Source organism: Pseudomonas sp. SLBN-26 (genome assembly GCF_006715895.1).
In the GTDB taxonomy this organism is placed as follows: domain Bacteria; phylum Pseudomonadota; class Gammaproteobacteria; order Pseudomonadales; family Pseudomonadaceae; genus Metapseudomonas; species Metapseudomonas otitidis.
Window position 1 is genome coordinate 2,944,113 of record NZ_VFOB01000001.1, and the last position, 12,147, is coordinate 2,956,259.

Annotated in this window: 10 protein-coding genes; 6 read left to right on the forward strand and 4 right to left on the reverse strand. The window is 68.7% G+C overall.

What is annotated here, in order from left to right:
* Positions 1 to 427: 427 nt before the first annotated feature.
* The 5 genes from FBY21_RS13505 to FBY21_RS13525 all read left to right on the forward strand — a co-directional run bounded on the left by FBY21_RS13505 (position 428) and on the right by FBY21_RS13525 (position 5,520).
* Entirely contained in the window at positions 428 to 1,612 is a 1,185-nt protein-coding gene (locus tag FBY21_RS13505) for a flavin-dependent monooxygenase (protein ID WP_142011662.1), read from the forward strand.
* Between the two features lie 364 nt (positions 1,613 to 1,976).
* Entirely contained in the window at positions 1,977 to 3,101 is a 1,125-nt protein-coding gene (locus tag FBY21_RS13510) for an LLM class flavin-dependent oxidoreductase (protein ID WP_142011665.1), read from the forward strand.
* A 103-nt stretch (positions 3,102 to 3,204) separates the two neighbouring features.
* A complete protein-coding gene (locus FBY21_RS13515) occupies positions 3,205 to 3,906 on the forward strand; it encodes an EthD domain-containing protein (RefSeq protein WP_142011667.1) in 702 nt (233 codons plus the stop codon).
* A 13-nt stretch (positions 3,907 to 3,919) separates the two neighbouring features.
* Positions 3,920 to 4,678: an SDR family NAD(P)-dependent oxidoreductase gene (locus tag FBY21_RS13520; protein ID WP_253543729.1), complete on the forward strand. Its 759-nt coding sequence runs from the start codon at positions 3,920 to 3,922 to the stop codon at positions 4,676 to 4,678.
* 14 nt (positions 4,679 to 4,692) lie between these two features.
* On the forward strand, positions 4,693 to 5,520 hold the full coding sequence (locus FBY21_RS13525) for an SDR family NAD(P)-dependent oxidoreductase (protein ID WP_142011670.1): 828 nt from the start codon (positions 4,693 to 4,695) through the stop codon (positions 5,518 to 5,520).
* A gap of 247 nt (positions 5,521 to 5,767) precedes the next feature.
* Here FBY21_RS13525 and FBY21_RS13530 read toward each other — a convergent pair whose 3' ends face one another.
* Genes FBY21_RS13530 through FBY21_RS13545 form a run of 4 tightly spaced genes read right to left on the reverse strand, consistent with a single transcriptional unit; the run spans position 5,768 to position 10,275 of the window.
* On the reverse strand, positions 5,768 to 6,673 hold the full coding sequence (locus FBY21_RS13530) for an NAD-dependent epimerase/dehydratase family protein (RefSeq protein WP_142011672.1): 906 nt from the start codon (positions 6,671 to 6,673) through the stop codon (positions 5,768 to 5,770).
* 54 nt (positions 6,674 to 6,727) lie between these two features.
* The gene (locus FBY21_RS13535) at positions 6,728 to 7,606 is read right to left on the reverse strand and encodes an SDR family NAD(P)-dependent oxidoreductase (RefSeq protein ID WP_142011675.1); all 879 of its coding nucleotides are present in this window, start codon (positions 7,604 to 7,606) and stop codon (positions 6,728 to 6,730) included.
* A gap of 20 nt (positions 7,607 to 7,626) precedes the next feature.
* The gene (locus FBY21_RS13540; RefSeq protein WP_142011677.1) at positions 7,627 to 8,463 is read right to left on the reverse strand and encodes an SDR family NAD(P)-dependent oxidoreductase; all 837 of its coding nucleotides are present in this window, start codon (positions 8,461 to 8,463) and stop codon (positions 7,627 to 7,629) included.
* A gap of 54 nt (positions 8,464 to 8,517) precedes the next feature.
* Complete coding sequence (locus FBY21_RS13545; RefSeq protein ID WP_142011679.1) at positions 8,518 to 10,275, reverse strand: FAD-binding protein; 1,758 nt, start codon at positions 10,273 to 10,275, stop codon at positions 8,518 to 8,520.
* 232 nt (positions 10,276 to 10,507) lie between these two features.
* Here FBY21_RS13545 and FBY21_RS13550 point away from each other — a divergent pair, with 232 nt between their 5' ends.
* The gene (locus tag FBY21_RS13550) at positions 10,508 to 12,145 is read left to right on the forward strand and encodes a DUF1302 domain-containing protein (protein WP_142011681.1); all 1,638 of its coding nucleotides are present in this window, start codon (positions 10,508 to 10,510) and stop codon (positions 12,143 to 12,145) included.
* Positions 12,146 to 12,147 lie beyond the last annotated feature (2 nt).

Sequence of the window (12,147 nt, forward strand, 5' to 3'; positions counted from 1 at the left end):
CGCTCGTCCCCCTGCGCAACGACTGCGCTCGGCCTCCTGGAGGGGCGTTGGCGGCTGCTCCAACTTCTTCGTCCAGCGCATCGCCATGTGGTGCGCACAGGCTTTCGTAGGATGGGTCGGGCGGCGTTCCGCGAGCGAAGCGAAACCCATGCGGTGTCGGTGGCACGAACCCTTGGGCGCCCGGAAAGGGCCATGCTTGAGCGCTTGCATTAAAGCCACAACAGCTAACGCAGACAGAGCCAATGAATTCGCCCCTACAAAGAGCAGCTTCAGCCCGGAACCGGAGTGCCCGGCAACCCCGGACTGAAGTCCGGGCTACGGGCCCCGACCGGGGCCGGCATATGGTCCGTTTGAGGGATGCCTGCCGTTCTGGCGGTTGTTTGAATGCCCGCGAGAGGCGGCAAGCCCACAACCGGAGAACAACAAGATGCTCGACCACGACCTGATCCGCCAACGCCTGAAGCAACGCGCCCGCGAGCTGGTGCCGGTACTGCGCGAGCGCGCGCCGCTGGCCGCGAAGAACGGCCTGTTGCCCGAGGAAACCCTGCGCGACTTCCAGGAGGCGGGCTTCTTCCGCATGCTGCAGCCCGCGCGCTGGGAGGGATACGAGCTGGAGCCGGGGGATTTCTTCGAGGTGCAGATGACCCTCGCCGAAGGCTGCATGTCCTCGGCCTGGGTGCTGGGGGTGGTCGCCATCCACAACTGGCAGCTGGCGCTGTTCGACGACCGCGCGGCACAGGATGTCTGGGGCACGGATTCCAGCGTGCTGATCTCCTCGTCCTATATGCCGGTGGGCAAGGTCACCCGGGTCGAGGGCGGCTTCCGCCTCAGCGGGCGCTGGGGCTTCTCCTCCGGCAGCAAGCATTGCCAGTGGGCCTTCCTCGGCGCCATGGTGCCGCCGGAGAAGGAAGGCGACGGGCCGGACTACCGCACCTTCCTGGTGCCGCGCAGCGACTACCAGGTGCTCGACAACTGGGACGTGATGGGCCTGGAGGCCACGGGCTCCCACGACGTGCAGGTGCAGGACGCCTTCGTACCGGAGTACCGCACCCACCGCTCCATCGACGGCTTCCTGCAGAACAGCCCGGGCAACGCGGTGAACACCGCGCCGCTGTTCCGCCTGCCGTTCGGACAGATCTTCGTGCGCGCGGTGTCGTCCTCCACCATCGGCGCGCTGCAGGGCGCCATCGACCTGTTCATCGAGGCCAACCGCAACCGCGTCGGTGTCAACGACGGCCGCAAGATCGTCCAGGACCCAGGCGCCCAGGGCGCCCTGGCCGCCGCCATGGTCACGGTGGACGAGTGCCGCAGCGTGCTGCTGCGCAACTTCGAGACGATGATGCAGCGCGCCCGCGCCGGCGAGCCGCTGACCATGGCCGAGCGGGTGAAGATGCGCTACGACTCGGCCATCGTCCCCGACAAGTGCGCCCAGGCGGTGGAGGCGCTGATGTACAACAGCGGCGCCTCCAGCATCTTCCGCCAGCACGGCCTCAACCGTGCCTTCCGCGATATCCACACCGGCCGTGCCCACGTCGCCAACTGCCCCGGCAAGTACGCCCTCAACCTCGGCGCGGTGAGCATGGGGCTGGAGAGCAGCGACTTCTTCCTCTGACGCGCTGCGTGCCCTGGTTCGGCCCGCACGGTGGGCCGGTGAAGCGTGGTCTCCCCCTACGCGACGGTCAGGCTCCGCGTTGGCTGGAAGGCGCTCGTGTAGGGGGGATGACGCTTTTTTCATCCACCGTCGGCGTCCGCTCCCGCAGCGCTGGTGGATGTGAATTACGGCGTTCTTTGGCTCGGCTCCGCACGGTGGACCGATGAAGCGCGGTCCCCCCTACGCAACGGTCGGGGAAGGCGCGGTTTGCGGGGCTTGCGGGTAGTCTGTTTGGGGGATTCAGCCCCGTTCTGCTTGCCACACCATGCGCCCAAGGCCCGGCGATCCGGGTCGATCCGACCCAGAACAACAAGGGCCAACGCGCATGAAATTTTCCCTGATCTACGAGGCACAGACGATCGACGCCAGCCGTGAGGGCGACCGTCGCATCTTCGACGAAACCGTCGAACAGGCCGTGCTCGCCGACAAGCTCGGCTTCGACACCTTCTGGTGCGTGGAGCACACCGCACTGACCAACTACTCCCACATGTCGGCACCGGAGACCATGCTCGCCTTCATCGCCGGCAAGACCGAGCGCATCGGCATCGGCCACGGCGTGGTCTGCCTGCCGCCGGCGATGAACCACCCGGTGAAGGTGGCCGAGCGCATCGCCACCCTCGACCTGCTGTCCAAGGGCCGCGTGCACTTCGGCGTCGGCAAGGGCGGCACCCAGCAGGAGGCCGGCACCTTCGGCTACGACCTGGCGACCCTGCAGCCGCAGATCGACGAAGCCATGTACCTGATCCCGAAGATGTTCGTGCAGGACGAGATCGAGCATCACGGCGACTTCGTGAAGATCCCCCGCCGCCCCATCCACCCCAAGCCCTACCAGGACCCGCACCCGCCGATGTACCTGGCCTGCACCAACACCGAGTCGCTGAAGAACGCCGGCGGCCGCGGCATGGGCGCCCTGGTGCTGGGCTTCGGCGGCCCCGAGGAGATCGCCAAGAAGGTGGCCGTGTACCACGAGGCCTGGGACACGCGCGATGCGAAGAACCAGGTGGGCTACCGCCCCAACCGCCATATCGCCGCGCTGTGCCCGGCCATCGTCCTGGATGACAACGAGAAGGCCCGCGCCATCGGCATCCGTGGCCAGCGCTACTTCATGGAGTCCCTGGCCTACTGGTACGCCGGCGGCGAGCGCCCCGACCCGGAGAAATGGAAGGACGACACCTACGTCGACGGCAGCGGCCAGGCGGTGATCAAGTCGCGCTTCGCCTCCGAGGAAGTCACCGTGGACTTCTCCGACCCGGCCCTGGCGATGATGAACCCCAACCACGCCTACGGCACCGTGGAGGACTGCATCGGCTACGTGCAGCGCCTGATCGACGCCGGGGCCGACGAGATCCTCTTCATCTGCCAGATGGGCACCGTGCCGCAATGGGCACAGCTCGAGACGCTGAAGAACATCGGCGAGAAGGTCATCCCCTACTTCCGCAACCGCCACTGAGCGCGGCCGGACACACCCGACGGGCCTCCATGAGGCCCGTTTTCGCAAGCGCGCCCGGTCACCCCTGGGGCACGGGGGCGCCCTGCCAACGAGGACCGCTCTCATGCAGAAAGTCATCTACCTGCTCTGGCGCGACGCGGGCACCCGCGCCGAAGAGTTCGCCGACCACCTCCGCCATGAGGCCGCCGGGCAACTGCGTGCCCTCGGTGCGCGCGAGTTGCAGGTGAACCTGGTGGACGCCGACGTGGCGCCCGCCGCCGGCCTGCGCCAGGAGAACCACCGCCCCCTGCCGGATGCCACCTTCGCCCTGTGGCTGGACAGCGCCAACCGCGAGTTCCGCGCGCCTTTCGATACCGTGCTGAACGCGTGCAGTGCGCGCCTGGCGGCCTACCTGGTGTGCGAGTCGGTGCCGATCCGCAACACCCGCTTCCCCGCCGAAGCCGGGCAACGCACCCACGGCTTCTCGCAGCTGGCCCTGCTCACACGCCCGCCGCGTCTCACCCACGAGGCCTGGCTGGATATCTGGCAGAACCACCACACGCGCATCGCCATCGAGACCCAGGACAACTTCCTCTACGTGCAGAACCGGGTGGTGCAGGTGCTCAGCCACGGCGCGGCGCCGCTGTCGGCCATCGTCGAGGAATGCTTCCCGCCGGCGGCCATGACCGACCCGCTAGCGTTCTTCGACGCGCCCGGGGACGAGGCGAAGTTCCAGCGCAACCTGGCCGCGATGATGGACAGCTGCAAGCGCTTCATCGACTTCGACCGCCTCGATGTCCTGCCCACCAGCCAATACCGGCTCTGAACCGGAGAACACCATGATGGACATGCTGAAAGACAGGACGGCCCTGGTCACCGGAGGCGGCCAGGGTGTCGGCCAGGGCATCGCCTGCGCCCTCGCGGCGCACGGGGCCAGGGTCGCCGTGGCCGGGCGCACCCGCGCCACGCTGGAGGCCACCTGTGCACGCATCCGCGAACGCGGCGGCCAGGCCCTGGCGGTGGAGTGCGACGTGATGGACCTGGCGCAGATCGAGCGCGCCGTCGCCGAGGTGGTGGAGACCTTCGGCGGCCTCGACATCCTCGTCAACAACGCCCACATCGTGCCGCTGGGGAGCATCCTCGAGGTCACCGACGAGGCCTTCATGCTGGGCATCGACTCGGGGCCGATGGCGACCCTGCGGCTGATGCGCACCTGCTACCCGCACCTCAAGGGCGGCGGCGCGGTGGTCAACCTCGCCTCCTCCGCCGCCGTGCGCTGGGACGCCTCGGGCTACGGCCACTACGCCGCGACCAAGGAAGCGATCCGCGCCCTCAGCCGGGCCGCGGCCTGCGAGTGGGGCGTGGACGGCATCCGCGTCAACGTCATCGCCCCCCATGCGCTGTCGCCCGGCCTGCAGGGCTGGATCGATGCCAACCCGCAGGAAGCGGCAGCCTTCTTCGCCAGCATTCCGCTGCGCCGCGTGGGCGACTGCGAGGACGACATCGGCCACGCCGTGGCCTTCCTCGTCAGCGACCACGCCCGTTACCTCACCGGCGCCACCATCCCCCTGGATGGCGGCCAGGCACGTTGGACCTGAAAGGAGAAACACCCATGCAACGCTTGCAGAACAAGATCGCCATCATCACCGGCGGCGCCCGTGGCATGGGCGCTCGCACCTCGCGCCTGTTCATCGAGGAGGGCGCCACCCTGGTCATCGCCGACGTGCTGGAGGAAGAAGGCCAGGCCCTGGCCGATGAGCTGGGCCCCCGGGCCAGCTTCCAGCGCCTGGACGTGAGTGACGAGGCGAACTGGCAGCGCCTGGTGGACGACACCCTGGCGCGCCACGGGCGCATCGACGTGCTGGTGAACAACGCCGCCGTGCTGACCTTCGGCGCCATCGGCGCGCTGCCCAGGGAGACCTTCGAGCGCGTCCTGGCGGTCAACCTCACGGGGACCTTCCTCGGCATCAGCGCGGTGACGCCGATCATGTGCCGGCAAGGCGCCGGTTCGATCGTCAACATCTCCTCGGTGGACGGGCTGCGCGGCGTGAATGCCCTGGCCGCATACGCCGCGAGCAAGTGGGGCATCCGCGGCCTGACCAAGGTCGCGGCGCTGGAACTGGGCCTGCATGGGGTGCGGGTCAACTCGGTCCACCCGGGCGGCGTCGACACCCTGATGTCCAACCCCGGCGGGGCACCCCGCGAATCGCTGGCCGAGCAGTACCGCATGGTGCCGCTGCAACGCATCGGTGCGCCGGAGGAGATCGCCCGCGCGACGCTGTTCCTCGCCAGCGACGAGGCCAGCTACTGCAACGGCAGCGAGCTGGCGGTGGATGGCGGCATGAGCGCCGGCTTCTACTACGAAGGGCTGCCCGGTTCGCCGACGGCACCGGTGTCCTGGGACGCCCACCATGAGCAGGGAGATCAGCGGCAAAGGTGACCTCCGCTGGCAACGCTCCCGGCGCGAGCTACTGCTGGACGATGCCCAGGAGCTGCCGCTGCAAGCCACGGCCCATCCAAGGCTGTGATGTGCGATGGGCACTGTTCGCAGTGCCCCTGCCACCCGCCATACCGCAATGCAGCACAGTCGGTCCCTCCCCGGCCTCGCCGACTGATCGCGGGTTGCACCGCACGGAAAAGCCCGATGACGGATGCATCGGGCTTTCCTCGTAGCGCTGTCCTTTGCATCAGCTGCGGTACTGCGCCACCACCTCCCCGACTGCCCGCCGGATGTCATTGCGTACATAGCCAAGCAGGGCCGTTTCGTCTGCCGCCGGCTCGTAGCGGACGGTGTTGCCGCGTCCGGTATAGAGCGCCAGGTCCGGCAGCAGGGGGTGCTCCTGGTCCAGGGCCGGCACCTCGGCATCGTTGCCCGCCGCGCGGAGGAAGGTCTCGAAGTACTCGGCGTAGCTGAGGTTCTGGTCCCCCACCAGGTACGCCTTGCCGGGCTCGCCGTGCATCAGGGCGCCGCAGATGGCCTGGGACAGCGAGCGGGTGGAAATGAAGTTGCTGCCGCCGGCAGGGCCGTAGAAGGGCAACGGCGCGAGCGCGCCTTCCGCGTAGCGGGTGTAGGCCTCGAACATCGGCACCACCAGCCCGGGCACGGTGCCGACGACGAAGGGGGCGTTGACGCTGCAGACCTTGAAGTCCGGGCCGGACAGGGCGCGCACCCGCTGGTCCGCCAGGTGCCGCGAACGGATGTAGGGCACCTGCTCGATCAGTTCGGGCGCCACCTGGGGATAGAAGCTGCCCACCAGCACCGCCCGGCCGATCCCGGCATCCCGCGCGCGCTCGAAGAAGCGCGGGATGGCCTCGGTGTTGGCGCGCTGCCAGTGCGCATCCTGATCCGGGCCTTGCGGCGCATGGCGGATGTCGTTGCCTGCGGCGAAGACCAGGGCGTCATGGCCGGCCAGTTGCTCCCGGGTGAAGCCGCCGGCGACGTAGTCCCCCTGGATCTGCTTCAGGGCTGCCAGGGCACTGCCGGGCGCCGCCGGCTTGCGGCCGGCGATGGTCACCTCATGGCCCTGCTCGCGGAGGTACAGGGCCGCGTGGCCACCCACCAGTCCGGTGCCGCCAATCACTAGAATCCTCATGCTCAATCACTCCTTGCGAGGCCCTTTGCGGGCCTGTCCTGGGATGCACCCGGCTCAGATCACCCGGGCCGGATGCTGCTTGCGCGGTTCGCCGAGCATCTCGCGGTAGGACGGCGGCTGCCGCCCTTCCGCCTCGCTGATGCCATAGCCCTGGGCCAGCTCGGCGGTGACCAGGGTCTGCCCGGAGAGGGCCGGCAACTGCGGGTCCTGCAGCAGCGCGTGGATCACCCGGCCGTTGAACTCCGGCGTTTCCGCCACGGCCAGGAAGGCTTCGTACTGGTCGGCCCGGGCGGCGCCGGCGATGGCGGTGCGCTCGGTGCGCTGGGGACCCAGCCAGAGCGACACCACGCTGACGCCCCGGCCTTCGAAGTCCACCGCCATGTCGGCGGCGAACTTGTCCACGCCGGCCTTCTGCGCGCCGTAGGCCGGGCCGTGCATGTAGCAGCCGGCGCCGTAGGAGGAGACGAAGGCGATCAGCCCGCGACCGCTCTTCAGCAGCAGCGGCGCCGCGTAGTGGCTGGCGACGTAGGCCGAGCGCAGCCCGACGTCGAGGATGTCCACCAGCTCCAGGGGCTTTTCCCAGAAGGGGCCGGGGTCGATCAGGTTCTCGTGGAGCAACGCCGCGTTGTTCACCAGCAGGTCGAGCCGCTCCTGCTCACGCTCGATGCGGGCGAAGAGTGCGCGCACCTGCTCGTCGTCGCGGTGGTCGCAGGGCACGGCGATGCCCCGGCCGCCGGCGCGGGTGACGGCTTCGGCGGTCTCCGCCAGGCTGCCGGGCAGCAGCTGGCCACGCAGCCGGCTGCTGCTTTCGGTGGCCGAGCGGCCGCTGAGGTAGACGGTCATGCCCGCTGCACCGAGGGCGATGGCGATGCCCTTGCCGACGCCACGGCTGGCGCCGGTGACCAGGGCGATGGGGTTGTCGTTGGCGTTCATCCGGGACTCCTGTGCGCGGTTCAGAAGTTGAAGCCGTTGCCGGCGATCACCGGGACGTTGGTCCAGGTGCCCTTCGGGTCGCGGTACCAGCCGGCAGCGGCGAGGGCGCCACCATCCACGTGCAGGGTGGTGCCGGTGACCCAGGCCGACAGGGGGCTGGCGAGGAACAGGGCGGCGCCGGCCATGTCCTGCGGCTGGCCGAAGCGGCCCAGCGGAATCCACTTGGGCAGGTGCTGGCGATGCTCGTCGGCGATCAGGCCGGAGAGGGGCAGCTGCGGGGTTTCGGTGGATTCCGGGGCGATCTGGTTGACCCGGATGCCCACCGGCCCCAGCTCCAGCGCCAGGCTCTTGGTGAACCCGCCGATGGCGGCCTTGAACGCGGCGTAGACGCTGCAGTTGGGGATGCCGCGAAAGCCCTCGATGGACGCCACGCTGATGATGCTGCCGCCGGCGCCATTGCGACGCAGCAGCGGCAGGACGGCGCGGGTGACGCGGAAGATGTGCTGCAGGTTGACCGCGTAGAGGCGCTCGATGTCTTCGTCGCTGTAGGCGTCGAACGGCTTGGCGATCATCAGCGAGTCGCCCACGTTGTTGATCAGCACGTCGAGCCCGCCGAAGCGCCCCTCGATCCCCTCGGCCAGGGCGGCGACCTGCGCGGCGTCGGTGACATCGGTCTCGCTCACCAGTGCCTCACGCTCCTGCCCGGCCAGCCACTGGCGCACCTGTGCGGCACGCTCGCGGTCCGCCTCGGCCACCACCAGGCGCGCGCCTGCCTGCGCAAACGCCTCGACCATGGCGCGGCCGATGCCCGCCCCGCCCCCGGTGACCAGCACCGTCTTGCCTGTGAAATCGATCATTGCTGCTTTCTCCCTGTTGGGCGCATGGCCCTTGAAACGCCGTGTCTCCGTGCTTCAGGAGCACAGGTCGGCAACCGTCTGGGTGAGTGCTGCGCCGCCCCGGCTGCCATGAGCAGGGCTGTGGATGTGGTTGGCCGCCAGGAACCCGAACACCATCGCCGGGCCGATGGTGGAGCCGGCCCCGGGGTAGGTGCGGCCCATCATCGAGGCGGCGCTGTTGCCGATGGCGTAGAGGCCGTCGATGGGCGTGCGGTCCTCGCGCAGTACGCGGGCGTGCACGTCGGTGAGCAGGCCGCCCTTGGTGCCGATGTCGCCGGCGTCCACCCGCACGGCGTAGAACGGCGGCGTGAGCAGGGGTGCCAGGCAGGGGTTGGGCTGCACGGTGGGGTCGCCGTAGTAACGGTCGAACAGCGATTCGCCCTTGTGGAAGTCCTCGTCCTTGCCGGCCTGCGCCATGGGGTTGAAGCGCTCGATGGTGCGCAGCAGGCCACCGGCATCGACGCCGATCTGCCGGGCCAGCTCACCGAAGCTGTCGGCCTTGTGGAAGTAGCTGCGCAGGTGACTGGGCAGGCGCTGGTCGGGCATGGCGTAGCCCGGCAGCAGCGCGCCACAGGGGTATTTGCGGCGGAACTCGGCGTCGAACACCAGCCAGCAGGGGACGCTGATGGCCCCTTCGCGGTCGTGGGCGTACATGGCGTAGACGATGTCGGTGTAGGGCGCGGCCTCGTTGACGAAACGCTGGCCCGCCGAGTCCACCAGGATGCAGCCCGGCAGGGTGCGTTCGACGAACAGCGCGCGCTGTTTCTCCTCGCCTTCGACGCGGGTGGTCGGTGCCCACCAGCTGTGTTCCATCAGCGCCGTGGCGGCCCCCAGGGCCTGGCCGGCACGGATGGCGTCGCCGGTGTTGAACGGCGGCGTGGCACTCCACTCCGCCCGCGACGGATGAGGGTGGTGCTGGCTGCGCATGGCCTGGTTGCGCTCGAAGCCGCCAGCGCCCAGTACCACGCCCCGCCGGGCTTCGATCAACAGGCGCTTGCCGTCGCGCACCACCTCGGCGCCGATTATGCGGCCGCCCTCCTCGATCAGCCGCTCCAGACGGCACTGCAGCCAGAGCGGCACGTTACGGTCCAGCAGCGAGCAGCGCAGCGCAGCGACCAGGGCGTTGCCCAGGGTGAGGAAACGGTCGCGCCTGGAACGCAGGCGCCCGGGCAGGTCGCACCAGTAACGCGCGAGGATCTTCAGGGTCAGGCCCAGCCAGCCGGGGCCACGGCAGAGCAGGACCTGGGCCTCCTTCATGGTCATGGCCACGCGCCCCATCATCAGGGTGCCGGGGGACGGCTCGCGCATGCGGGCGAATTCGTCGCCCAGCAGCCGCGCATCGAAGGGCATGGGGTCCATGGAGCGGTAGCCCGGCTTGCCGCCGGGTACTTCCGGGTAATAGTCGGCGTAGTGCGGCTGGGCCTCGAAGCGCACGTGGGAATGCGCTTCGAGGTAGCTGACCACCTGGTGGCCGTGCTCCACATAGGCCTCGATGCGCCCGTCATCGATCTCGCCGTTGGTGACGGCGCGGATGTAGGCGATGGCCTCGGCTGCCGAGTCCTCGCCACCGAGGGCAGCGATGCGGTGGTTGCAGGGTATCCAGATGCCGCCGCCGGAGACCGCCGAGGTGCCGCCGTAGCGGTCGCTCTTCTCGATCACCAGCACCCTGGAGCCCAGGTCCCGGGCACGCAGGGCTGCGGTCATCGCGCCGGCCCCCGAGCCCACCACCAGTACGTCGTAGCTGTCGTCCCATTGCTGGCCGTTCGCGCTCATCGGGTCGCTCCCTTTGTTGTTCTGTGTGGACCGTGCCGATGGATTCTCGGCAGCCGCCCACGGGGCAACATCGTCCGATGGGACTAGGCACGCACCGATGCTCCGGCGAGCGCGGATAGTCCCATCGGACGATGTTCCGTGCATTCGGTGACCACATAGTCGGCCCGCCACACCCACTCACCCTTGGGCCTGGCAGTCCGAGCCGTGCCCAGACACGCCGAGAGCGAAAACAATGACAAGAACAAGAAAACGCCTGCTGCTTGCACCGCTGCATCACGCCGTCCGGCTCGCCGGCCTGGGCCTCGCCCTGGGGTATGCCGGGCAGGGCCATGCGCTGGCCTTCCAGCCCAGCGATGAGCTGAAGATCTCCTGGGACACCACCCTCACCTACGCCCTGGCCTGGCGTACCGAGTCCCGCGATCGCGCGCTGTCCCGGGGCTACCCCAATGCCGCCATCGCCAACATCGACGATGGCAACAACGCCTTCGACAAGGGCAGCCTGATCACCAACCGCGCCAGCTTCCTCACCGAGGCCAACTTCAACTGGCGCAACGACTTCGGCCTGTTCATCCGCGCCAGCGGCTTCTACGACGACGTCTACAACCGCAGCAACGACAACGGCACCGGCACCTCCAACTGCTACGCCGGCGGCCAGTGCGCGAAGCCCAACCGCTTCTCCAGCGACACCCGCGACCAGCACGGCAAGGACGTGCGCCTGCTGGACAACTACGTCTATGGCGCCTGGGACCTGGGTGGCCACAACCTCAACCTGCGCGTGGGCGACCAGGTGGTGAGCTGGGGCGAGAGCCTGTTCATCAGCAACGGCATCTCCTCGGCCATGGCCCCGGCCGATGGCACCAAGGCCAATACCCCCGGCGTTGAGGTGAAGGAGATCTTCCTGCCGGTAGGCCAGGTGTTCGGCCAGATCAGCCTCACCGACAACCTCGGCCTGCAGGCGTACTACCAGTACGAATGGGCGAAGACCGAGATCGACGGCGTCGGCAGCTTCTTCTCGGTCACCGACCAGATGGACGAGGGCGGCTTCACCGACGCCTTCGGCATGACCCGGCGGATCAAGGACGACAAGCCCGGCGACAGCGGCCAGTACGGCGTGGCCATGACCTATGTGGCCGAGTCACTGAACAACACCGAGTTCGGCCTGTACTACATCCGCTTCCACGACAAGGCGCCGACCCTGGACCTCCTCAGCTACTGGAACAGCGGCGAGTACCAGGTGCGCTACTTCGACGACATCGACCTCTACGGCGCCAGCTTCTCCACGGTGCTCGGCGAGACCAACGTCAGCGGCGAGGTGAGCTACCGCGACGGCCAGCCGGTGCTGGTGGACACCGGCCTGGCCCCGCATGCCGTGCGGGCCAGGACGATGCAGGCGCAGGTGTCCTTCATCCACGCCTTCGGCAACCTGCCCATCGCCGACAACACCACCCTGACCGGCGAGCTCGGCTACAACGAGGTGCTCGACAACGACCGCGCGCCTGGCTTCAACGTCTTCGTCCCGGATGGCCAGGGCGGCGCCGTCCCGCTCACCACCGCCAATACCGACAAGCTCTACAACGACAAGCGCGCCTGGGGCTACACCCTGAGCCTGTCGCTGGAATATCTGAACCTCTTCGAAGGCTGGGACCTGACCATCCCGCTGGTCTTCAGCCAGTCCCTGGGCGGCGACTCGTCGCTGGCCGGCAGCTTCGGCATGGGCGAGGGCGACGACCGCCTGGGCATCGGCACCAGCTGGCGCTACCTCAACAACTTGACCCTCGAAGCCCGCTACAACGCCTTCCTCGGTGATGCGGGCGACACACCGCTGGCCGACCGCGACAACTTCGGCATCAGCGCCAAGTACAGCTTCTGAAC

Excerpts from the sequence above, each read along its gene's own strand:
- FBY21_RS13545 (WP_142011679.1), bottom strand. The coding sequence starts at position 10,275 with ATGAGCGCGAACGGCCAGCAATGGGACGACAGCTACGACGTACTGGTG.
- FBY21_RS13530 (WP_142011672.1), bottom strand. The coding sequence starts at position 6,673 with ATGAGGATTCTAGTGATTGGCGGCACCGGACTGGTGGGTGGCCACGCG.
- FBY21_RS13510 (WP_142011665.1), top strand. The coding sequence starts at position 1,977 with ATGAAATTTTCCCTGATCTACGAGGCACAGACGATCGACGCCAGCCGT.
- FBY21_RS13520 (WP_253543729.1), top strand. The coding sequence starts at position 3,920 with ATGATGGACATGCTGAAAGACAGGACGGCCCTGGTCACCGGAGGCGGC.
- FBY21_RS13525 (WP_142011670.1), top strand. The coding sequence starts at position 4,693 with ATGCAACGCTTGCAGAACAAGATCGCCATCATCACCGGCGGCGCCCGT.
- FBY21_RS13515 (WP_142011667.1), top strand. The coding sequence starts at position 3,205 with ATGCAGAAAGTCATCTACCTGCTCTGGCGCGACGCGGGCACCCGCGCC.
- FBY21_RS13535 (WP_142011675.1), bottom strand. The coding sequence starts at position 7,606 with ATGAACGCCAACGACAACCCCATCGCCCTGGTCACCGGCGCCAGCCGT.
- FBY21_RS13540 (WP_142011677.1), bottom strand. The coding sequence starts at position 8,463 with ATGATCGATTTCACAGGCAAGACGGTGCTGGTCACCGGGGGCGGGGCG.
- FBY21_RS13550 (WP_142011681.1), top strand. The coding sequence starts at position 10,508 with ATGACAAGAACAAGAAAACGCCTGCTGCTTGCACCGCTGCATCACGCC.
- FBY21_RS13505 (WP_142011662.1), top strand. The coding sequence starts at position 428 with ATGCTCGACCACGACCTGATCCGCCAACGCCTGAAGCAACGCGCCCGC.